This window comes from Pseudomonas sp. SDO5522_S412 (assembly GCF_054071215.1).
On record NZ_JBSVWQ010000031.1, the window covers coordinates 1 to 20432 of the forward strand.

The 20432-nt window shown below is 59.1% G+C and carries 22 protein-coding genes; 14 read left to right on the forward strand and 8 right to left on the reverse strand.

Going from position 1 to position 20432, the window contains the following annotated elements:
* The first annotated feature begins 103 nt into the window (after positions 1-103).
* The 9 genes from ACW9I6_RS09930 (at position 104) to ACW9I6_RS09970 (ending at position 9035) form a co-directional block, all read left to right on the forward strand.
* A complete protein-coding gene (locus tag ACW9I6_RS09930; RefSeq protein WP_457339239.1) occupies positions 104-2050 on the forward strand; it encodes a type VI secretion system Vgr family protein in 1947 nt (648 codons plus the stop codon).
* Positions 2051-2065: 15 nt separating this feature from the next.
* Positions 2066-2500 (forward strand): DcrB-related protein, encoded by a 435-nt coding sequence (locus ACW9I6_RS09935; protein WP_017476738.1) that lies wholly within the window; start codon positions 2066-2068, stop codon positions 2498-2500.
* Between the two features lie 14 nt (positions 2501-2514).
* The gene (locus tag ACW9I6_RS09940) at positions 2515-6873 is read left to right on the forward strand and encodes an RHS repeat-associated core domain-containing protein (protein WP_457339240.1); all 4359 of its coding nucleotides are present in this window, start codon (positions 2515-2517) and stop codon (positions 6871-6873) included.
* 22 nt (positions 6874-6895) lie between these two features.
* A complete protein-coding gene (locus ACW9I6_RS09945; protein ID WP_134327540.1) occupies positions 6896-7342 on the forward strand; it encodes a hypothetical protein in 447 nt (148 codons plus the stop codon).
* Positions 7343-7620: 278 nt separating this feature from the next.
* The gene (locus tag ACW9I6_RS09950; RefSeq protein WP_457339241.1) at positions 7621-7857 is read left to right on the forward strand and encodes a hypothetical protein; all 237 of its coding nucleotides are present in this window, start codon (positions 7621-7623) and stop codon (positions 7855-7857) included.
* A 26-nt stretch (positions 7858-7883) separates the two neighbouring features.
* Positions 7884-7988 (forward strand): hypothetical protein, encoded by a 105-nt coding sequence (locus tag ACW9I6_RS09955; RefSeq protein ID WP_457339247.1) that lies wholly within the window; start codon positions 7884-7886, stop codon positions 7986-7988.
* A gap of 10 nt (positions 7989-7998) precedes the next feature.
* A complete protein-coding gene (locus ACW9I6_RS09960) occupies positions 7999-8196 on the forward strand; it encodes a hypothetical protein (protein ID WP_457339242.1) in 198 nt (65 codons plus the stop codon).
* A gap of 167 nt (positions 8197-8363) precedes the next feature.
* The gene (locus ACW9I6_RS09965) at positions 8364-8612 is read left to right on the forward strand and encodes a hypothetical protein (RefSeq protein ID WP_457339243.1); all 249 of its coding nucleotides are present in this window, start codon (positions 8364-8366) and stop codon (positions 8610-8612) included.
* 15 nt (positions 8613-8627) lie between these two features.
* Positions 8628-9035: a hypothetical protein gene (locus ACW9I6_RS09970; RefSeq protein ID WP_003213360.1), complete on the forward strand. Its 408-nt coding sequence runs from the start codon at positions 8628-8630 to the stop codon at positions 9033-9035.
* Between the two features lie 117 nt (positions 9036-9152).
* Here the strand turns inward: ACW9I6_RS09970 and ACW9I6_RS09975 are convergent, their stop codons facing one another.
* From ACW9I6_RS09975 to ACW9I6_RS09985, 3 genes are all read right to left on the reverse strand, one after another.
* A complete protein-coding gene (locus tag ACW9I6_RS09975; protein WP_003213368.1) occupies positions 9153-9428 on the reverse strand; it encodes an HU family DNA-binding protein in 276 nt (91 codons plus the stop codon).
* Between the two features lie 191 nt (positions 9429-9619).
* Positions 9620-10768 (reverse strand): NAD(P)/FAD-dependent oxidoreductase, encoded by a 1149-nt coding sequence (locus tag ACW9I6_RS09980; protein WP_177020307.1) that lies wholly within the window; start codon positions 10766-10768, stop codon positions 9620-9622.
* Between the two features lie 48 nt (positions 10769-10816).
* Positions 10817-10984 (reverse strand): rubredoxin, encoded by a 168-nt coding sequence (locus tag ACW9I6_RS09985; RefSeq protein WP_003213373.1) that lies wholly within the window; start codon positions 10982-10984, stop codon positions 10817-10819.
* Between the two features lie 195 nt (positions 10985-11179).
* Between ACW9I6_RS09985 and ACW9I6_RS09990 the strand changes: the two genes are divergently transcribed.
* Both ACW9I6_RS09990 and ubiA read left to right on the forward strand, forming a co-directional pair.
* The gene (locus ACW9I6_RS09990; protein ID WP_457339244.1) at positions 11180-11743 is read left to right on the forward strand and encodes a chorismate--pyruvate lyase family protein; all 564 of its coding nucleotides are present in this window, start codon (positions 11180-11182) and stop codon (positions 11741-11743) included.
* Positions 11743-12633 carry a 4-hydroxybenzoate octaprenyltransferase gene (gene ubiA / locus ACW9I6_RS09995; protein WP_003213378.1) on the forward strand — a complete coding sequence of 297 codons (891 nt, stop codon included), beginning with the start codon at positions 11743-11745 and terminating at the stop codon, positions 12631-12633. The genes ACW9I6_RS09990 and ubiA overlap by 1 nt, the downstream gene beginning before the upstream one ends.
* A gap of 33 nt (positions 12634-12666) precedes the next feature.
* On the opposite strand, the gene ACW9I6_RS10000 is transcribed toward ubiA, so the two are convergent.
* A complete protein-coding gene (locus ACW9I6_RS10000; protein WP_003213380.1) occupies positions 12667-13047 on the reverse strand; it encodes a COG4315 family predicted lipoprotein in 381 nt (126 codons plus the stop codon).
* 152 nt (positions 13048-13199) lie between these two features.
* Here ACW9I6_RS10000 and phoB point away from each other — a divergent pair, with 152 nt between their 5' ends.
* The 3 genes from phoB (at position 13200) to ACW9I6_RS10015 (ending at position 16720) form a co-directional block, all read left to right on the forward strand.
* Complete coding sequence (gene phoB / locus ACW9I6_RS10005) at positions 13200-13889, forward strand: phosphate regulon transcriptional regulator PhoB (protein WP_003195617.1); 690 nt, start codon at positions 13200-13202, stop codon at positions 13887-13889.
* 43 nt (positions 13890-13932) lie between these two features.
* Positions 13933-15255 carry a phosphate regulon sensor histidine kinase PhoR gene (gene phoR, locus ACW9I6_RS10010; RefSeq protein ID WP_003213382.1) on the forward strand — a complete coding sequence of 441 codons (1323 nt, stop codon included), beginning with the start codon at positions 13933-13935 and terminating at the stop codon, positions 15253-15255.
* A gap of 124 nt (positions 15256-15379) precedes the next feature.
* The gene (locus ACW9I6_RS10015; RefSeq protein WP_003213385.1) at positions 15380-16720 is read left to right on the forward strand and encodes a hemolysin family protein; all 1341 of its coding nucleotides are present in this window, start codon (positions 15380-15382) and stop codon (positions 16718-16720) included.
* A gap of 117 nt (positions 16721-16837) precedes the next feature.
* Here ACW9I6_RS10015 and ACW9I6_RS10020 read toward each other — a convergent pair whose 3' ends face one another.
* The 4 genes from ACW9I6_RS10020 to pstB all read right to left on the reverse strand — a co-directional run bounded on the left by ACW9I6_RS10020 (position 16838) and on the right by pstB (position 20416).
* Positions 16838-17488, reverse strand: a complete 651-nt coding sequence (locus ACW9I6_RS10020; RefSeq protein ID WP_008439474.1) for a M23 family metallopeptidase — start codon at positions 17486-17488, stop codon at positions 16838-16840.
* Positions 17489-17724: 236 nt separating this feature from the next.
* Complete coding sequence (locus ACW9I6_RS10025) at positions 17725-18624, reverse strand: response regulator (protein WP_003213389.1); 900 nt, start codon at positions 18622-18624, stop codon at positions 17725-17727.
* 124 nt (positions 18625-18748) lie between these two features.
* Positions 18749-19510, reverse strand: a complete 762-nt coding sequence (gene phoU / locus ACW9I6_RS10030) for a phosphate signaling complex protein PhoU (RefSeq protein ID WP_003213392.1) — start codon at positions 19508-19510, stop codon at positions 18749-18751.
* Between the two features lie 72 nt (positions 19511-19582).
* Positions 19583-20416, reverse strand: coding sequence for a phosphate ABC transporter ATP-binding protein PstB (pstB, locus tag ACW9I6_RS10035; RefSeq protein WP_003213395.1), 834 nt, complete (start codon positions 20414-20416; stop codon positions 19583-19585).
* Positions 20417-20432 lie beyond the last annotated feature (16 nt).

Consider the following 20432-nt stretch of genomic DNA (forward strand, 5'->3'; position numbering starts at 1 on the left):
TCAGTTGATGCATCCAGTGGCTGATTCACCGCATTCGCGAGCACGCCCGCTCCCACAGTTGGAGCCGGTTCCTACAGTTATTACGCTATTTACGGGTTAACCGATGTTATTCAACCAAGCCTCACGCCTGGCCAAGATCACCAGCCCCCTGGGGCCGGATGTGCTGCTGCTCAATGAAATGGGTGGCGGCGAAGAGCTGGGTCGGCTGTTCAATTTCGAACTGCAGCTGACCTCGCTGGACGCCAACATCGACCTCAACCAGTTGCTGGGCAAGCCCATGAGCCTGAACCTGCAACTGGCGGACGGTGGCGAGCGGCACTTCCACGGCATCGTCGCCCGCTGCAGCCAGAACATCGACCAGGGCCAGTTCGCCAGCTATCAGGTGACTTTGCGCCCGTGGTTGTGGCTGCTGAGCCGCACCTCCGACTGCCGGATTTTCCAGAACCTGAGCATCCCGCAGATCATCAAGCAGGTGTTTCGCGACCTGGGTTTTTCCGACTTCGAAGACGCCTTGAGCCGCCCGTACCGCGAGTGGGAATACTGCGTGCAGTACCGCGAGACCAGCTTCGATTTCGTCAGCCGCCTGATGGAACAGGAAGGCATCTACTACTTCTTCCGCCACGAGCAGGACCGCCACGTGCTGGTGCTGGCCGATGCCTACGGTGCCCACGCCAACGTGCCCGGCTACGCCTCGGTGCCTTACTACCCCAAGGACGAGCAGCAGCGCGAACGCGACCATATGCACAACTGGCACCTGGCACAGGAAGTACAGCCCGGCTCCCTTGAGCTCAACGACTACGACTTCCAGCGCCCCAGCGCGAGCATCGACGTGCGCTCGGCCATGCCGCGCCCGCACACCGCCGGCGACTACCCGCTGTACGACTACCCCGGCACCTACGTCAAAAGCGAAGACGGCGAACACTACGCCCGCACCCGCATCGAAGCCCTGCAAACCCTGCACGAACAAGTGGAGTTCAGCGGCAACGCCCGGGGCCTGGGTTCCGGCCACCTGTTCAGCCTCACCGGCTTCAGTCGCCGCGACCAGAACCGCGAATACCTGATCGTCGGCGCCCGCTACTACATCTCCCAGGAAAGCCTCGAAAGCGGCGGTGGCGCGCCTTCGGCGCAGTTCGAAAGCACCCTTACCTGCATCGACGCGCAACAGAGTTTCCGCCCGCTGGCCAACACCTACCGGCCCATCGTCAAAGGCCCGCAGACCGCGCAGGTAGTGGGCCCCAAGGGCGAAGAAATCTGGACCGACCAATATGGCCGGGTCAAGGTGCATTTCTATTGGGACCGCCACGACCAGTCCAACGAAAACAGCTCATGCTGGATTCGCGTATCGCAGTCCTGGGCCGGAAAAAACTGGGGCTCGATGCAGATTCCACGGATCGGCCAGGAAGTGATTGTGAGCTTCCTGGAAGGCGATCCCGACCGGCCGATCATCACCGGCCGCGTGTACAACGCCGAGCAGACCGTGCCTTACGATCTGCCGGAAAACGCCACCCAAAGCGGGATGAAAAGCCGCTCCAGCAAAGGCGGCACGCCGGCCAACTTCAATGAAATCCGCATGGAGGACAAGAAGGGGTTGGAGCAGTTGTACATCCATGCCGAGCGTAATCAGGACATCGTGGTGGAGGTGGATGAAAGTCATTCGGTGGGGCATGACCGGAACAAGAGTATTGGGCATAACGAGACGGTGACGATTGGCTCAAACCGCCTGCGGGTCGTGCGCAACAACGACACCGTGATTGTGGGCGGGGCCAAGTCCGACAGCGCCGCCACGACCTACACCGTCGAGGCTGGCGACAGTATTCGCCTGGTGTGCGGCGACAGTGTGATTGAGCTCAAGGCTGGCGGAGACATCAACCTGACCTGTGGCTCGTTCAACCTGTTTTCCACCGGCAGCAGCAAAATCCAGACGAAGGGCAAACTGGATATCAACCTTGGCAGCGACAAGGGCACGGTGCCCGGCGCCCAAGGCGTGCAAAGCACGATCAAGTCCGCCGTCGAATCAAAATTTCCCGGCAAGCCCGGCGCCGGTCAATAACGAGATTTCTCCACGATGAATTACCTGATCAACGAAGCCCAATTCACCCTGCCCGATGCAGAGGTACAGGACACCTCAATCAATATCCTCAAGTTCGCCAAGCTGGGCACCACCCTGGTGGTGAGTCGCAGCCCGTTGGCAGATGGCGAGACCTTGCAAAACAACTTCGAGGGCCAGCTGAAAAAGCTCGAACAGCAGGTCAAGGACCTTCGTTATTCGCCGGCGCAAGCCATCAAGGTGGGGCCGGCGCAGGACATCGACGCCTTTGAAGTGCAGAACCGTTTCAACAAAGGCAGCGACAATATTTACCAATATCAGTTGGCAATGCAGATACCCGGCACACGCAACCTGATCGCCTTGAGCTACGTCAAGACCCAGCCCCTGGGACCTGCCGAGGCGGCACATTGGGCAACGCTCAAGAACACGCTCAACTTTGCCGTCACCCCCTGAGCAGAGTCTGAACAATGAGTGAAGACCTCTGGGCTGCCCGCGAAGGCGACGCACTGCTGCACACCTCGGTGATGGCCGATATTCTCGGCGGCGTGCTGGAAGTGGCCGCCTATGCCGCACTCACTACCGTGGGCTGCCTGGCCGTTGCAGGGGCGGTTTTCCTCGCGACCGGTGCGACCATCGCCACAGGCGGCGTTGCATTGGTCTTGGTAGTGGGGGCAGTCGTTGGGATCACCGCAGGGCTCACAGGGGCTGACCTGAAAATATCCAGTTGGTGCGAGTCCGCCACCAACTGGGTGTTCCCGCCGGTGATTGATGCCTTCATCACCAGCGGTTCGGACAACGTCTTCATCAATGGCAAAAAAGCTGCCCGCGCCGCAGGCAAGATGACTGCGGTTCCGGTCGCACCCAGCGAACCGCCAGCCCCCAGCTTCCTGGACATGGCCGGGGAGTTTTTCTCACAGATGTGGCGCCCGACCGTCGCCTCCCCCGCCCCCGGCACCGAGCCTTGCCCGCTGGACACCGTGGCGTGCAACAAGCACCCGCCCATGCCCCTGCAATTCATTGCCGAGGGGTCCAGCTCGGTATTCATCAATGGCCAGCCTGCGGCGCGCAGTGGAGATCGCAGCACGTGCGACGCCAAGATCGGCACAGCCCCGGGCCTGATCTCGCCGGATGTGCGCATCGGTGGCGGGACCATCGTGGTGCAAGAGATTCGCAGCGGCAAGACGCCGGGCGTGGGTTTGGCGATTGCGGTGGTGATGGCGTTGCGGGGCAACCTGAAGTGTTTCTGGACCAAGCTGCCGTGCCTGGTCGGTGGCTTGGTGGTGGGCGGTGCCATTTCGTATGCAACCAGCAAGGTCACCTCTGCGCTCAAGAGCGCCATGAATGGCTCGCCCAATCCGGTTCACAGCGCGACCGGGGCCAAGGTCCTGGGTGGGGACGAGGAGCTGGACTTCGTGCTGCCGGGCTTGCTCCCGATAGATTGGCAGCGTTTCTACAGCAGCCTCGACACACGCCAGGACGGCCTCTTTGGCGCGGGCTGGAGCGTTGCGTATGAAGTTTCGATCGAGATAGATGCAGACGAAAACCTGCTCTACATCGATGAGCAAGGACGCCGTCTGGAGATCGGCTACATCCCCTTGTCCGGCGGAGCATTCGACCCGGGCGAAGGCCTTGCGGTCAGGCGCAGTGCCGACGGCGCGGTATTGATCGAGAGCATCGACGGCCTGTATCGCCTGTTCGAGCCCGACCCGCTGAACAGCGCGCGGATGCGTCTGCAGCTGCTGGGTGATCGTAATGAAGGGCGGATCTTTCTCGACTACGACGCTCAGGGGCGGCTGTATCGCCTGCGCGACACCCATGACTTGATGCACGTCGAACTGAGCTACTCGGCTGAACACCCACGGCGCGTGAACCACATCGAACGGCGTTATCTGCGCCAGGAACATTTCGATGCGCGCAGCGATGTGCTCGTCAGCTACCGCTATGACAGCAACGGCGACCTGGCTGAAGTGTTGGATGTGCAAGGCACAACCCTCCGACGCTTTGCTTATGACAATGGCCGGCGAATGGTCGAACACCAGTTGCCGAGTGGCCTGCGCTGCTTCTATCAATGGAGTGCAGTGACCGGCCCGGACGGTGAAGAGTGGCGCGTGAGCCGCCACTGGACAGACGCAGGCGATGAATACACCTTCGACTACGATCTCGACGCCGGCTTTACCCGCGTGACCGATGGCTTGATGCGCGTCAGCACACGAGAGTGGAACCCGCAGTACCAGATCACTCGCTACGTCGATAACCTGGGCCATACGTGGCAGTTCGAGTGGAGCGAAGATCGCCAGTTGCTCGGCGCGATTGACCCGCAAAACGGTCAGTGGCGCTTCAATTATGACTCGTCCGGCAACCTGAGCGCGGTGATCGATCCACTGTCCAGAACCAGCGGCACGCAGTGGCTCGCGCACTGGGCGTTGCCCCAAGTAGAGACCGACCTTGCGGGCAACAGTTGGCACTATCGCTATGACCAGCGAGGCAACTGCATCGAGGAAATCGACCCGCTGGGCAATAGCACGCGCTACGTCTACGACGGGTTCGGTCAACCAGTGCGCATCATCGACGCCACGGAAAAAACCAAAACGCTGCATTGGAACGAATGGAGCCAACTGGTCGAAGCGGTGGATTGCTCGGGTTATCCCACCCGTTATCAATACGATGCCTTTGGCAATCTGGTGGTGCAGACCAATGCGGAAGGTGAGTCGGTTCGCTACCGGTACGGTCCCCAGGGGCTATTGCTGGAATGCCAGCTCCCGGATGGCCGCGTGGAACAGTTCCAACGCAGCGCCAGCGGTTACCTGACGGCCCATGTCGACCCGGCCGGCAGCACCACGCGCTATGCCTATGACCTGCGTGGCCTGGTCAAACAGCGCTGGGATGCGCATAACCGCACGGTCATGTTCGACCATGACGCCTATGGCCGATTGCGCAGGCTGACCAATGAGAACGGCGAAAGCTATCGCTTTGAGTGGGATGCATGCGACCGCATGGTGCGGCAGCAAGACCTCGACCAGAGTCAGCGCTGCTACACCTATGATCCGCTGGATGATGTCGTCGCCGTGGACTTCCTGCCGGGGACGGAAGGCGAACCGGTAGCGCCATTGTCACACCAGTTTCAGCGAGATCCGGTTGGACGCCTGGTCAGCAAAGTCACCGCCGACGGCACCACCGTTTACGAACATGACCTGAACGACCAACTGGTCGGCGTCACGTTCACCGCGCTTGACGGTCAGCAGCAGCGACTGGGTTTCAGCTACGACGCACTGGGGCAACTGCTGCAGGAGCAAAGCACAGCGGGCTCCTTGCAGCATCACTACGACGAATTGGGGAACCTGATTCAGACCCAGTTGCCCGACGGTCGATGGCTCAACCGCCTCTACTACGGCAGCGGTCACCTGCATCAGTTGAATCTCGATGGGAAGGTCATCAGCGACTTCGAGCGTGATCGTTTGCATCGCGAAGTGCAGCGCACTCAAGGCCAACTCAGGACGAACACCGCGTATGACCGCAGTGGAAGGGTTCGCTCACGCCAGCGCCGCAGTATTGACCAACCGTGGCAGTTGCCGCCGTTGGTTGAGACTGACTACAGCTACGATCCCAGCGATAACCTGATCGGGCGTCGGCGTGTTGACCGTGTTCATGATCGTCAAGAGCAGTTGGGTTACGACAGTACCGAACGTATTCTCGTCAGCCACCAAGTAGGCCAGACCGAAACCTTTGCTTATGACGCGGCAGCCAACCTGCTCGACGGCCCACGACAGGGTGGCTTGGTAAGGCATAACAGGCTGCTCACCTACCAAGACAAACGCTATAAATACGATGCTTTTGGTCGAATGATCGAAAAACGCAGCTCTGTTCGTGGCGTGCAGCGTTTCGCCTACGATGCTGAAAGCCGATTAGTTGAAGTACGCAATGAAAATGGCAACGTGGTCAAAATGGCCTACGACCCTCTGGGCCGTCGCATCGAGAAGACTGAACACGACAGCGTCGGGTACGCATTGGGCATAACGCGCTTCATTTGGGATGGATTGCGGCTGCTGCAAGAATACAAACACAGTCAGACCAGCCTCTATGTCTATGAAGACGAAGGTTACATGCCGCTTGCTCGCATAGATGGCTCCGGCCCACAGCAAAAAGTCCGTCACTATCACAATGACCTCAACGGCATGCCGGAGCAGCTAACCGAAACCGATGGGCACCCCCTCTGGCGGGCAAGCTTTCGAGTGTGGGGCACTGCCATGGAGGAAGTACGCGAGGCCTCGTACATCGAAGATCAGAATCTTCGGTTTCAGGGACAGTACCTGGACCGGGAAACTGGGCTTCATTTCAATACCTACAGGTTTTATGACCCGGACGTGGGACGGTTTACCACGCCAGATCCTATTGGATTGGCGGGGGGCGTCAATCTATATCAATATGCCCCGAACCCATTGGCCTGGGTCGACCCCTGGGGCTGGAAATGTTGGAGCACCGCAAGGAAAGGCGTCTGGAAAAGTGCTGCAGCCAAGGCGCCACCCGGCAAATATTCCTCTAGAAACCTAGCGCGGATGTCGGAAGGTAAAGCGCCCAGGATGAGAGTTGAAGTTCGTTATCGTGACAGTGCGAGGAACAGGCGACTCGGGCGTGTTGGCAAAACCAAAGTCATCGATGTGCCGATGGAGCTGAATCATCAGTACATTCCTCAGCGATCTCGATCAAACGTTGCTCACGGGGAGTGGAACCTGACTAAAGCTACCCCTTGGGGGCACGAATCAATGGATAAATTTCGCCATACCGGCTGGGACTTGGTGAGAGTTGTGAAAACCACAGGGCAATGGTAAGTCACGCCTTGAAGGAGCAGACATGAGTGAGTTGACTGATTTTCACGTTTTCTGGGGCGCGGCGATGGCTGTTGCTGAGAAGAAATCCGCCTCGATGGAGGCTGACGGAGCGGAGGATTTCGCCCGGCTGCTTTACGATGAATATGTTGAGCAAGGCGCGCCGAAGAATAAAAAGAAATGGCTGGCAGAACGACTTGAAAATGAATTCCTGTGTTTGAAGGAGCGCCCGGCATGGGTAGGAGAGCCGGCTTGGTTGTACCATCAGGGCCAACCTATGGTGTTTTTACACCAGTTTTCAGTTTCACCTTCAGCACAGCACATTAAAGAAAAAATCTCTCTTGGTGACACCGTTTACGTGTTTGGCGCAAAACATCGCCTCAAAAGGCCGGCAGGGGATACGTGGACTGATATATATCGCACGGCCGTTCAAACCCTTGAAGGTGAAACCACAGTGGAAGTACTGGTCTAGACCGTACAAAAAAGCGAGGTCAGGTATCTCACGTACGCCTTCGCACAGACACCTGAAACAGATAACGTTCTGACAAGCAATCAAAGTGGAACAAAGAACAATAAAGGGGGCAGATTTATTTAGATAAAAGGCCGTCAGATAAATTAAATAAATCCGTCCCTATTACCCACTCATCCAAACCAATGATGATTCATTCTGGATAGAAGACAACACATGGATGACATCTCAAGGGGAGGCGTCAGTTGAAGATGATGAATTGCAAGAGTTTCTTGCAACGAATGGAAGCCCTTACTACAAACTTATCGGATAATTGCGATAAAAAATTGCATGGCTTTATTTATGAATCGCCTGGCCAAGTGACTGCCAAAAATCAAATATACCGGTCCGCTTTGTCGATGGTAGAAAGCCGTGAAAGAGCAGACATGAGTGACTTAACTAATTTTCACGTTTCTTGGAGCGCAGCAATGACTGTTGCTGAAGAAGCCGCCAGATATAAAAGGGAACGACTTATTTAAATTAACGGAAATAAGAACTTAGATAAATCCGTCCCCTTTACCACGGAGGAGGCGTATATGACATGGATAACTTAATGATCGTAACGCCGAAGTTTCACCTGGATGTGCTGGACAGGGATTATCACTTTTGAGGATTTAACCATGTCTCGCGACGAGTTAATAAAACTTATATTAAAAATTCAGCGAAACGAAGGAACTGAAGAAGAGGCAGATGCGGACATAGAACTATTGGTAAATAGTGCTTTAGATCCAGAAGCTGTCGACTACATTTTTCAGCATGAATGGACCGCCGAACTCATTGCCGACAAAATCATTTCTTACGCCCCTATAGCATTATGATACACGACCATTATAAAGCCGATGGCCAGTTCGGAGAACATATGAAAGAGACAGATTTATTTAAATTAACGGCAATAAGACAAATTAAATAAATCTGTCCCCTTTACCGGGGACTGGCCCCCGAGCTTTATTACCTGATTGCGAAAAAGGACGGCTTTTATGACGAGATGGCATGGGGCCATAAAAAGCCAATAGGCCAAGTCTATTTGAAAAAAGGTGAAGTTTGGAAAGTCGGTGAAACCGTCAATCCGAATCGGCGATATACCCAAAAGTGGCTGAAATCCAAAAATCTTGCCTACAAAAGGGTTATGGCAGCACCGACGAAGGGCAATATGCAGGTATGGGAAAGATTAAAAATCGGAAAATATTTTAAACGCCGAGGAAAACTACCCCCGGGCAACAAATGCAGGCACTGACATAAGGAATACTTTATGCGAGTCGATACGACATCGGACTCACCGAGTTGGACAAAGGTCTTTGAAATCACCGACGAGCTAAATGGCCTGAGTGAGATTCTTGAAAAAAAGTATCCCACCCTCGACTGGGAACTGGCGGTCTGCATGCGATGCCTGCCGAAGAACCTGGAACGAAAAACATTTTGCCGTTATTACGCAAAAGACAAAATGTTCGGTCTGGATATCGCCATGGACGAGGAAGATTTTGTTCCACTGAAAAAAGACATAGCTGCTCAGCGCAAATTAATAGGTGCGGCATTCATTACATTTTTTGTTGAAAGTATTAAGAAATACGAGAAAAAACTCCCCAATCTGCAACCGGTATCGGCGCAACTAATTGCGGATGTACAGCAATGGTGTATTGAGAACGAGTGGACAGCTTGAAGCTCAACGATTGAGCAAGGATTGCCCACCCACAAAAAATGGGCACCCGACCCAGTCGGCGTGCCCATTTTTCATCCCGCGCTCACACTCGCATGTGCGTAGCGCGTTCTACATGACTTACGGATTGACGCTGTCTTTAAGCGACTTGCCTGGCTTGAACGCAACGGTGTTGCTCGCCTTGATTTTCACCGGCTCGCCGGTTTGCGGGTTTTTGCCGGTGCGGGCGCCGCGGTGGCGCTGCAGGAAGGTGCCGAAGCCCACCAGGGTGACGCTGTCCTTGCGATGCAGCGCGCCGGTGATTTCTTCGAGTACGGCGTTGAGTACGCGGTTGGCCTGTTCTTTGGTCAGGTCTGCTTTTTCTGCAATAGCGGCTGCGAGTTCTGGTTTACGCATAAGTGAAGCCTCTTTGACGGTTTTTTGTTGTTATGTCCGTGCTGCTCTCTATCGGAGCAGCGCCCAAGGCGCCGCAGGCTCTACTCTGCGGCAGACGGGAGTGAGGATGGCATGCCATCGGGGCCTGCGCCAGTCTCACGGCGACCTTTCTATGGTCAAAATGATGCTTATTCCGACAGAACGACCAGCATTTACGCCAGCAGCGGCGGAAGTTCTTTGTTGAGGGCCAGTTTTTCCATCACGGCCGTGCCGGTCAGGGCGTAGCCCAGCAGTCGGCCGCTGGCGTCGCGGCACAGGGCCTTGATGTCGCCGCCCTGCCCTTCGACGCTCCACACACCTTCGCTGCCCCGTGGCGGTGGCGAGACGACCAGCGGGCAGATCGGGGTTTTTACCGTGACGGGCATCGGACCGTAGCTGACGGCCGTCGCGTTACCCGCCAGGGTCTGGGCCAGGGCGCGGGCGCAGCTCATCAGGGGCATTACGTACAGCAGGTTCAGGCCATCGACCTCGGCGCAGTCGCCCAGGGCGTAGATGTTGGCGTGGGAGGTCTTGAGGTGGCGGTCGACCATGATCCCGCGGTTGATCTGCAACCCGGCGGCGGCGGCCAGGTCGACACGCGGGCGCAGGCCGATGGCAGATACCACCAGGTCGCACTGGATCACTTCGCCATCAGACAAGTGGGCTTCCAGGCCGTCAGCGGTGCGCTGCAGGCGATTGAGCACCGGGCCCAGGTGGAAACGCGCCCCCAGGCCTTCCAGACCGGCCTGCACCGCTGCGGCGGCGGCCGGGTGCAGCAGGGTCGGCATGACTTGCTCGCACGGCGCCACCAGGTCGATCTCGTAGCCGCCGAGGATCAGGTCGTTGGCGAACTCGCAGCCGATCAGCCCGGCCCCCAGCAACAGCACCCGGCGTTTTCCGGCCGCAGCGGCACGAAAGCGTGCGTAGTCTTCGAGGTCGTTGATCGGGAAAATCAGCTCGGCGGCGTCGCCCTGTACCGGCACCCGCACGGTTTCTGCGCCCCAGGCCAGGATCAGGTCGCGATAGGCCACCGCTTCCTCACCGATCCACAAGCGCTTGTGGCCCGGGTCGATGCCGCTGATGCGGGTGTGGGTACGCACTTCGGCCTTCAGTTGCTCGGCCATGGCGCCCGGTTCAGCCATGCTCAGGCCATCGGCTTCCTTGTTCTTGCCAAAACCGGTGGAGAGCATGGGCTTGGAGTAGGAGCGCCCGTCATCTGCGGTGATCAGCAACAGCGGGGTTTCGCTATCGAGCTTGCGAAACTCCCGAGCCAGGTTGTAACCGGCCAAACCCGTGCCGACGATCACGACAGGTGCGTTCATTCCTTTCTCCTTGTAGTACGTTTCTTGAATTGCGATTTAAATCAGCAATCAGCCGATTTCGATCATTTCGAAATCCATTTTGCCCACGCCGCAGTCCGGGCACAGCCAGTCTTCGGGGACGTCCTGCCACAGGGTGCCCGGCGCGATGCCGTCATCCGGCCATCCGTCTTTCTCGTCGTAGATCAGGCCACAGACAACACATTGCCACTTCTTCATTACTTGTTTCCTCAGGTCCAGGCGCGTTGGCCGACGGTCGATAGATGCAACCTTGCCGTGCGGCTCAGGGCGTTTTGTACTGATCAGCAGGCGCAGATGCAAGCATGATCGACGCATGGGCCTGGCGCACTCCGGCAAAAGTCCAGGGCACCATGGTAAGCTCGCCGCCTCATTAACTGCCAATAATGACCCTCCGTGCCGCATTCAAACGCCCTTCCCGATGCTTGCCGATGGCTGACCCAGAGCCTTCTGAGCCCACTGCCCGCGCCGCTGACACTCAACTGGCTGTTCGATGAAGGTTCGCTGACCCGGCGCCTGACGCGCCTGTCCGACGATGGCTTCAGCGTGACGCCGTTGTTCGAAGGCTGGCAGCCACTGCGAGACGACGAATGCGCCACCCTGGACTTGCCCGCCGCCAGCATCGGCTGGGTGCGCGAGGTGTATTTGCGTGGCCATGGCCAGCCGTGGGTGTTTGCCCGCAGCGTGGCGGCCCGCAGCGCCTTGCAGGGCGACGGCTTGCACATGGATGAGTTGGGCAGCCGGTCTCTCGGGGAATTGCTGTTTTGTGACCACGCCTTCACGCGCCAGGCCATCGAGGTACGCCGCTACCCACGGGAATGGCTGCCCCCGCCGGACCAGGCCGATCACCTGTGGGCACGCCGCTCGCGCTTCGACCGCGGGCCGCTGAGCGTGCTGGTGGCCGAGATCTTCCTGCCCACCCTGTGGCAAGCCGTGCACGACCATCCGGAGCGTTTCTGATGTACCAGCGCCTGCTCAAATCCCTGAATCACCTGAACCCAAGGGCCTGGGACTTCATCCAGTTGACCCGCATGGACAAGCCCATCGGCATTTACCTGCTGCTATGGCCCACGCTGTGGGCGCTGTGGATAGCCGGCAAGGGTTCGCCATCGCTGCTCAATATCCTGATCTTCGTGCTCGGCGTGGTACTCACCCGGGCCGGCGGTTGCGTCATCAATGACTGGGCCGATCGCAAGGTCGACGGCCATGTGAAACGCACCGAGCAGCGCCCGCTGGTCAGCGGCAGGATCAGCTCGAAAGAGGCCCTGGTGTTCTTCGCGGTGCTGATGGTCATCAGTTTCCTGCTGGTGTTGCTGACCAACTCCATGACGATCTGGCTGTCCCTGGGCGGCCTCGCGCTGGCGGCCAGCTACCCGTTCATGAAGCGCTACACCTATTACCCGCAGGTGGTATTGGGCGCGGCGTTCTCGTGGGGCATGCCGATGGCGTTCACCGCCGAGACGGGCAGCCTGCCCGCCGCGGCATGGCTGTTGTACATCGCCAACCTGTTGTGGACGGTGGGTTACGACACGTACTACGCGATGACCGATCGCGACGATGACCTGAAAATCGGGGTCAAATCCACCGCGATTCTGTTCGGCGATGCCGACCGGGTGATCATCCTGACCCTGCAGGGCCTGGCACTGGTGTGCCTGTGGCTGGCGGGGATGCGTTTTGAGCTGGGCGGCTGGTTCCACCTGGGCTTGCTGGCGGCGGCCGGGTGTTTTGCCTGGGAGTTCTGGTACACCCGGGACAAGGACCGGCTCAAATGCTTCAAGGCGTTTTTGCACAACCACTGGGCCGGGTTGGCGATTTTTGTCGGGATTGTCGCGGACTACGGATTTCGGTGAGAGGCCAGGCCCCTCACCCTTATCCGGCTCACATCAAGGCTTGGCGACCTTCCACGCCCCGTCCATTTTGCCTTCGCCGGTCATGTCACCGGCCTTCTTGTCCATGATGAAGGTGTAGAGCGGCTTGCCGCTGTAGGCCCACTGGCTTTTCTGGTCGTCACGGGTGATCACGGTCCACTTGCCCATGGGCTTGTCGGTGGATTCGGCCATCAACGGCGGCCAGTTGGTGGCGCACTTGTCGTTGCACATGGATTTGCCATCAGCGTCCTTGGCAAAGGTGTAGAGGGTCATGCCGTTGTGGTCCACCAGCATCCCGTCCTTGGTCATCGCCGGGTCTGCCGCAAACGCCAGTGTCGGCAGCGTTAACGCGGCCGTTACCAGCAGGGCTTTCCAGGAAAAAGTACTGTGAGTCATGGGAACCTTCCTTTTGTGGTTGTCAGGATTCGGACTCAAAGCGTAGTCCAGAGAGGCAAGGATTGCCCAGGCGACTAAATTACTGTCACACGACTGCAATAATTCCGTTATCTAATGCGGCGCAAGACAGTTAAATGACAAGAGGATTTAGCATGGTTGGCAGGAGCATTCTGATCGTTGACGACGAAGCGCCCATTCGCGAGATGATCGCCGTTGCGTTGGAAATGGCCGGCTATGACTGCCTGGAGGCGGAGAACTCCCAGCAGGCCCATGCCATTATCGTCGACCGCAAGCCGGACCTGATCCTGCTGGACTGGATGCTGCCCGGCACCTCCGGCATCGAACTGGCCCGCCGCCTCAAGCGTGACGAGCTGACCGGGGATATCCCGATCATCATGCTCACCGCCAAGGGCGAAGAGGACAACAAGATCCAGGGCCTGGAAGTCGGCGCCGATGACTACATCACCAAGCCCTTTTCCCCACGGGAACTGGTCGCCCGTCTGAAAGCCGTTCTGCGCCGTGCCGGCCCCACCGATGGTGAAGCGCCTATCGAAGTCGACGGCCTGATCCTTGACCCGATCAGCCACCGCGTGACCATCGACGGCAAACCCGCCGAGATGGGCCCCACCGAATACCGCCTGCTGCAATTCTTCATGACCCACCAGGAGCGCGCCTACACCCGCGGCCAACTGCTGGACCAGGTCTGGGGCGGCAATGTGTATGTGGAAGAGCGCACCGTCGACGTGCATATCCGCCGCTTGCGCAAAGCCTTGGGCGACGCTTACGAGAATCTGGTACAAACCGTGCGCGGCACCGGCTACCGGTTTTCCACCAAAGGCTGAGCCAGCCCGAACTGCCCAGACAGCTGAAAGGACGCGTGTTTAAGTGAACCAAAACTGGCATGGCACCCTGATCCGCCACATGCTCCTGTTGATCACCGGCTGCCTGCTGGTGGGCCTGGTCAGCGGCTATTACGGCTGGAGCCTGGCCGTCGGCCTGGGCCTTTACCTGGGCTGGACCCTCAAGCAACTGCTGCGCCTGCACGAATGGCTGCGCCAGCACAAACCCGACGAAGCACCACCCGACGGCTACGGCCTGTGGGGCGAGGTGTTCGACAGCATCTACCACTTGCAACGCCGCGACCAGCGTGTACGCGGGCGCCTGCAAGCGGTGATCGACCGGGTGCAGGAGTCCACCGCCGCACTGAAAGACGCGGTGATCATGCTCGACAGCGACGGCAACCTGGAATGGTGGAACCGCGCCGCAGAGACCTTGCTGGGCCTCAAGACGCCTCAGGACAGCGGCCAGCCGGTGACCAACCTGGTGCGCCACCCGCGTTTCAAGGAGTATTTCGAGCAGGACAACTACGAAGAAGCCCTGGAAATCCCGTCACCGACCAACGACCGCGTGCGTATCCAGCTGTACCTGACGCGCTACGGCAATAACGAACACTTGATGCTGGTGCGTGATGTCACACGCATCCATCAGCTGGAACAGATGCGCAAGGACTTCGTCGCCAACGTCTCCCACGAACTGCGCACACCGCTGACGGTGATCTGCGGTTATCTGGAGACGCTGCTCGATAACGTCGAAGACGTGAACCCGCGCTGGACCCGTGCCCTGCAACAGATGCAGCAGCAAGGCTCGCGCATGCAAACCCTGCTTAACGACCTGCTGTTGCTGGCCAAGCTGGAAGCCACCGATTACCCCTCGGACAACCATCCGGTGCCGGTGCAAAGCCTGTTGCAGACGATCAAGAGCGACGCCCAGGCATTGTCCGGGCAGCGTGAACAGCAGATCACCCTTGAAGCCGACCCATCGATACTGCTCAAGGGCAGCGAGGGCGAGTTGCGCAGCGCGTTTTCCAACCTGGTGTTCAACGCCGTCAAATACACCCAGGACAAAGGCAACATCCGCATCCGCTGGTGGGCCGACGACCAGGGCGCACACCTCAGCGTGCAGGACTCCGGGATGGGCATCGACGCCAAGCATTTGCCGCGCCTTACCGAGCGTTTCTACCGCGTCGACTCCAGCCGCAACTCCAACACCGGCGGCACCGGGCTCGGCCTGGCCATCGTCAAACATGTGCTGCTGCGCCATCGCGCGCGGCTGGAAATCAGTAGCGTGCTCGGCCACGGCAGTACCTTTACCTGCCATTTCCCGCCGGCCCAGGTGACACATTCCCGGGTCCTTCATCAGGACGAGTGACCCTCCGCCCGGCAGCCGCCACTAGGCAAGCGCCCCGTCAGCCGCTACATTGGCGGACTTGCGCCTGCCTTTCAGGCCCACCTGCTCACCCTTTTCGATTAGACGGAACCCGCAAAACCCCATCATGGACCCTTCCCCTGGCATCACCCTCGCGACACTCTTCGCCGACTTCGGCATGATTCTTTTTGCACTGATCCTGGTACTGCTCAACGGCTTTTTCGTTGCGGCGGAATTTGCCATGGTCAAACTGCGCTCGACCCGGGTCGAGGCCATCGCCCACAAGAACGGCTGGCGCGGGCAGATCCTGCGCACCGTACACAGCCAGCTCGACGCCTATCTGTCGGCCTGCCAGTTGGGTATCACCCTCGCCTCCCTGGGCCTGGGCTGGGTCGGTGAGCCGGCCTTCGCGCACATCCTCGAGCCGTTGCTGGGCGCGATCGGTGTGCAGTCGCCGGAAGTGATCAAGGGCGTGTCGTTCTTTGCCGCCTTCTTCGTGATCTCGTACCTGCACATCGTGGTCGGTGAACTGGCGCCCAAGTCCTGGGCCATTCGCAAGCCCGAGTTGCTGTCGCTGTGGACCGCCGTGCCGCTGTACCTGTTCTACTGGGCCATGTACCCGGCGATCTACCTGCTCAACGCCAGTGCCAACGCCATCCTGCGCATCGCCGGCCAAGGCGAGCCTGGCCCGCACCACGAGCACCATTACAGCCGTGAAGAACTGAAACTGATCCTGCACTCCAGCCGTGGCCAGGACCCGAGCGACCAAGGCATGCGCGTGTTGGCCTCCGCCGTGGAAATGGGCGAGCTGGAAGTGGTGGACTGGGCCAACTCCCGGGAAGACCTGGTGACCCTGGACTTCAACGCACCGCTCAAGGAAATCCTGGCGCTGTTCCGTCGCCACAAGTTCAGCCGTTACCCGGTGTACGACGCCGTGCGCAACGAGTTCGTCGGCCTGCTGCACATCAAGGACCTGCTGCTGGAACTGGCGGCCCTGGACCACATTCCCGAGTCGTTCAACCTGGCCGAGCTGACCCGCCCGCTGGAACGCGTATCGCGCCATATGCCGCTGTCGCAACTGCTCGAGCAGTTCCGTAAAGGCGGCGCGCACTTCGCCCTGGTGGAAGAGGCCGACGGCAAGGTCATCGGCTACCTGACCATGGAAGACGTGCTGGAAGTACTGGTAGGCGACATCCAGGACGAACACCGCAAGGCTGAGCGCGGCATCCTCGCTTACCAGCCGGGCAAATTGCTGGTGCGTGGCGACACGCCGCTGTTCAAGGTGGAGCGCCTGCTGGGCGTCGACCTGGACCACATCGAAGCCGAAACCCTCGCCGGGCTGATCTACGACACCCTGAAACGGGTGCCGGAAGAGGAAGAAGTGCTGGAAGTCGAAGGCCTGCGCATCATCATCAAGAAGATGAAAGGGCCGAAGATCGTGTTGGCCAAGGTGCTATTGCTCGACTAGGGCACACCCCCTGTAGGAGCGAGCTTGCTCGCGAAGGACGTTAACAATAACGCTGGGACCCTGACACCCGGCAGCGCCCTCAGGTTTTTCGCGAGCAAGCTCGCTCCTACAAAAGCCTTATCGCGTGCCCAGCGCAAAGTTGGGCAACGCCTGCACCGGCTGGTTGAATTCATAGGGAATCGACACCAGCCCCGACGCCGTCGTGCGCTGCACCACAAAATGCAGATGCGGCCCGCTGCTGTTACCGGTATTGCCCGACAGCGCCAGCGGGCTGCCCACCGCCACGCGCTGCCCTTCCCTGACGCTGACCGACCCTTGCTTGAGGTGCAGGTACACGCCTTGCGTGCCGTCATCGTGCTGCACCCGCACGAAATTGCCCGATGGATCGCTGCCGCGCCCGCTCTGCTCGTTCTCGGTTTTCAGTACGACACCGCCACGTGCCGCGATGATTGGCGTGCCTTCAGGCATGGCAATGTCCATCGCATAACGGCTTTTGAGCTCGGAGTGGCTGAAGGTACCGTTGGGGCCTTGGGTGAGACGGAACGGCCCGCCACGCCAGGGCAAGGGATAACGATAGGAAGCGGGTTGCGACGGATATACAGGCTTGGGAATCACCCGCTCCTGATACACAAACGCCTGCGCCCCGGGCGTGTACCGGTCGCTGAAGACCACAGCGCCGTCGGCGTCGATGGATTTGTAGAGGGTCATGGACATCGCCGGCATGACAACGGCGAACAGTCCACACAACAACAGTGAGCGCACGAGCATCGGGTTGGCCTGCCAGGGACGACTGAATGGCAGGCTAACAAGGGATCATGACAGTGCTATGTGAACCAAACACTAACCCTGTGGCGAGGGGGCTTGTCCCCCGTTGGGCTGCGCAGCGGCCCCAGTAGAGTTATCGCGCAGGGTCAGGCAGAACTCAATTACAGGGTTTGGGGCCGCTACGCAGCCCAACGGGGGACAAGCCCCCTCGCCACAGGTTTTTTGGAGACCCCATCAAGTCACGCACCCGGCACAAAATGCTTCTGTGCAGTCCCGCGGGCGATCAGCCGCGAAATGTAGTCAAGCTTCTGCGCATCCTGGTCGATAAACCGGAAGGTCAGTTGCAGCCAGTCACTGTCGGGCTTGGGCTCGTAGGCCACCACGGCATGCAGGTAGCCATTCAGACGCGCCACTTCAGCGTTCTCACCCTGCTCCAGGTCGAGCACGGCGCTTTCCAGTACCTGAGGCAGGATTTCACCACGACGCACCACCAGCAGCGCCTCCTTGATGCTCAGGGCCTTGATCACACACTGCTGGGTGCCACTGGACAAGCGCAGCTGGCCCTGGCCACGACCGCTGGCAGGCGACGCTGCCGCAGCCACCTGCACCGGCGGGCTGTTGAGCAGGCCTTTGCTGGGCGCGGCCACCGGGGCCGGCTTGACTGCGTCAGGCTTGCCACCAGTGAGGGCGCTGAGGGAATCGTTACCGAACGCCGAGTTCATCTTGGTCGGTGCGCTGGCGATCAGCGCGTCGAGGCGGCCAATCTTATTCAGTGCCTGCTTGACCTTGTTCAGCAACTGCTCGTTGGTGAATGGCTTGCTGACGTAGCCGGAAACCCCGGCCTGGATCGCCTGCACCACGTTTTCCTTGTCGCCACGGCTGGTCACCATGACGAAAGGCATGGCTTTGAGATGAGGCTGTTCACGGCACCAGGTCAACAGTTCCAGGCCGGACATTTCCGGCATTTCCCAGTCGCACAGCACCATGTCGAAGGTTTCGCGCATCAGGATGGCCTGGGCCTTTTTGCCGTTCACCGCATCTTCGATCTTGATCCCCGGGAAGTAGTTACGCAGGCACTTCTTCACCAGGTCGCGAATAAACGAGGCGTCATCCACCACCAATACACTGACTTTGCTCATCGACCCTTCATCCTATAAAAACCCCGGCAAGCATAACGCTTCGCTGATGGCGTTTTGCCAAAAATTCCAACACCACAAACGAAAACGCCCGACCAAAGGCCGGGCGTTTATTTCTCGGGCAATCTTACTTATCGTCAGGAACGCCCGGAACATTAGGGATTTGATCGGTCGTACCTTCAACTTCTGCTTTCATCCGCTTGAGGCCCATGTGCCGCACGTCAGTACCCCGCACCAGGTAAATCACCAGTTCCGAGATGTTGCGTGCGTGGTCGCCGATGCGTTCCAGCGAACGCAGTACCCAGATGATGCTCAGTACCCGCGAGATAGAGCGCGGGTCTTCCATCATGTAGGTCGCCAGTTCGCGCAGCGCCGTCTTGTATTCGCGGTCGATGGTCTTGTCGTATTGGGCCACCGACAACGCCAGCTCGGCGTCGAAACGGGCAAACGCGTCGAGGGCGTCGCGAACCATGTTGCGCACCTGGTCACCGATGTGGCGCACTTCGACATAACCACGCGGCGCTTCGCCTTCCTCACACAACTGGATGGCGCGGCGGGCGATCTTGGTGGCTTCGTCACCGATGCGCTCCAGGTCGATCACCGACTTGGAGATGCTGATGATCAAACGCAGGTCGGACGCCGCCGGCTGACGACGGGCCAGGATGCGCAGGCATTCTTCGTCGATGTTGCGTTCCATCTGGTTGATCTGGTCATCGATCTCGCGCACTTGCTGGGCCAGGCCCGAGTCGGCCTCGATCAGCGCGGTGACGGCGTCGTTGACTTGCTTCTCCACCAGCCCGCCCATGGCCAGGAGGTGGCTGCGCACCTCCTCAAGCTCGGCGTTGAACTGCGCGGAGATGTGATGGGTAAGGCCTTCTTTGCTAATCATGTTGGCGTCCTTGGAACGTCCAGTAAGGTGCGGTCGACCGCAGCATCAGTTCAGTGAGCAACCAGCCACCTGCTAGCCGTAGCGACCGGTGATGTAGTCTTCGGTCTGCTTCTTCGCCGGGTTGGTGAACAGGGTATCGGTGTCGCCAAATTCCACCAGCTTGCCCATGTACATGAACGCGGTGTAGTCGGAAACCCGCGCCGCCTGTTGCATGTTGTGGGTCACGATGACGATGGTGAACTTGGATTTGAGTTCGTAGATCAGCTCTTCGACTTTCAACGTGGAGATGGGGTCGAGTGCCGAGCACGGTTCGTCGAGCAGCAGCACTTCCGGCTCCACGGCGATGGTGCGGGCGATCACCAGGCGTTGCTGCTGGCCGCCGGACAAACCGAGGGCCGACTCGTGCAGGCGGTCCTTGACCTCGTCCCACAGCGCCGCGCCTTTCAGTGCCCACTCAACGGCTTCGTCGAGGACGCGCTTTTTGTTGATGCCCTGGATGCGCAGGCCGTAGACCACGTTTTCGTAGATGGTCTTGGGAAACGGGTTGGGCTTCTGGAACACCATGCCCACCCGGCGCCGCAGCTCGGCTACGTCTTCGCCCTTGCGGTAGATGTTGGTGCCGTACAGGTTGATCGCGCCCTCGACGCGGCAGCCGTCCACCAGATCGTTCATCCGGTTGAAGGTGCGCAGCAGGGTCGACTTGCCGCAACCGGACGGGCCGATGAAGGCGGTCACGCGCTGCTTCGGAATGTTCATGCTGACGTCGTACAGCGCTTGCTTGTCGCCGTAGTACAGGCTCAGGCCCGGTACTTCGATGGCCACGGTTTCCTGGGCCAGGCTCAGGCTCTGCTTGTCGCGACCCAGGGCTGACATGTTGATGCCGTGGGAATGGGTTTCATGTTGCATGGGATGCTCCCTGTGC

Excerpts from the sequence above, each read along its gene's own strand:
- ACW9I6_RS09985 (WP_003213373.1), bottom strand. The coding sequence starts at position 10,984 with ATGAAGAAGTGGCAATGTGTTGTCTGTGGCCTGATCTACGACGAGAAA.
- ACW9I6_RS09965 (WP_457339243.1), top strand. The coding sequence starts at position 8,364 with ATGGCATGGGGCCATAAAAAGCCAATAGGCCAAGTCTATTTGAAAAAA.
- ACW9I6_RS09960 (WP_457339242.1), top strand. The coding sequence starts at position 7,999 with ATGTCTCGCGACGAGTTAATAAAACTTATATTAAAAATTCAGCGAAAC.
- ACW9I6_RS09930 (WP_457339239.1), top strand. The coding sequence starts at position 104 with ATGTTATTCAACCAAGCCTCACGCCTGGCCAAGATCACCAGCCCCCTG.
- pstB (WP_003213395.1), bottom strand. The coding sequence starts at position 20,416 with ATGCAACATGAAACCCATTCCCACGGCATCAACATGTCAGCCCTGGGT.
- phoU (WP_003213392.1), bottom strand. The coding sequence starts at position 19,510 with ATGATTAGCAAAGAAGGCCTTACCCATCACATCTCCGCGCAGTTCAAC.
- ACW9I6_RS10000 (WP_003213380.1), bottom strand. The coding sequence starts at position 13,047 with ATGACTCACAGTACTTTTTCCTGGAAAGCCCTGCTGGTAACGGCCGCG.
- ACW9I6_RS09980 (WP_177020307.1), bottom strand. The coding sequence starts at position 10,768 with ATGAACGCACCTGTCGTGATCGTCGGCACGGGTTTGGCCGGTTACAAC.
- ubiA (WP_003213378.1), top strand. The coding sequence starts at position 11,743 with ATGTACCAGCGCCTGCTCAAATCCCTGAATCACCTGAACCCAAGGGCC.
- ACW9I6_RS09975 (WP_003213368.1), bottom strand. The coding sequence starts at position 9,428 with ATGCGTAAACCAGAACTCGCAGCCGCTATTGCAGAAAAAGCAGACCTG.
- ACW9I6_RS10015 (WP_003213385.1), top strand. The coding sequence starts at position 15,380 with ATGGACCCTTCCCCTGGCATCACCCTCGCGACACTCTTCGCCGACTTC.
- ACW9I6_RS09950 (WP_457339241.1), top strand. The coding sequence starts at position 7,621 with ATGGAAGCCCTTACTACAAACTTATCGGATAATTGCGATAAAAAATTG.
- ACW9I6_RS09935 (WP_017476738.1), top strand. The coding sequence starts at position 2,066 with ATGAATTACCTGATCAACGAAGCCCAATTCACCCTGCCCGATGCAGAG.
- ACW9I6_RS10025 (WP_003213389.1), bottom strand. The coding sequence starts at position 18,624 with ATGAGCAAAGTCAGTGTATTGGTGGTGGATGACGCCTCGTTTATTCGC.
- ACW9I6_RS09970 (WP_003213360.1), top strand. The coding sequence starts at position 8,628 with ATGCGAGTCGATACGACATCGGACTCACCGAGTTGGACAAAGGTCTTT.
- ACW9I6_RS09945 (WP_134327540.1), top strand. The coding sequence starts at position 6,896 with ATGAGTGAGTTGACTGATTTTCACGTTTTCTGGGGCGCGGCGATGGCT.
- phoB (WP_003195617.1), top strand. The coding sequence starts at position 13,200 with ATGGTTGGCAGGAGCATTCTGATCGTTGACGACGAAGCGCCCATTCGC.
- ACW9I6_RS10020 (WP_008439474.1), bottom strand. The coding sequence starts at position 17,488 with ATGCTCGTGCGCTCACTGTTGTTGTGTGGACTGTTCGCCGTTGTCATG.
- ACW9I6_RS09940 (WP_457339240.1), top strand. The coding sequence starts at position 2,515 with ATGAGTGAAGACCTCTGGGCTGCCCGCGAAGGCGACGCACTGCTGCAC.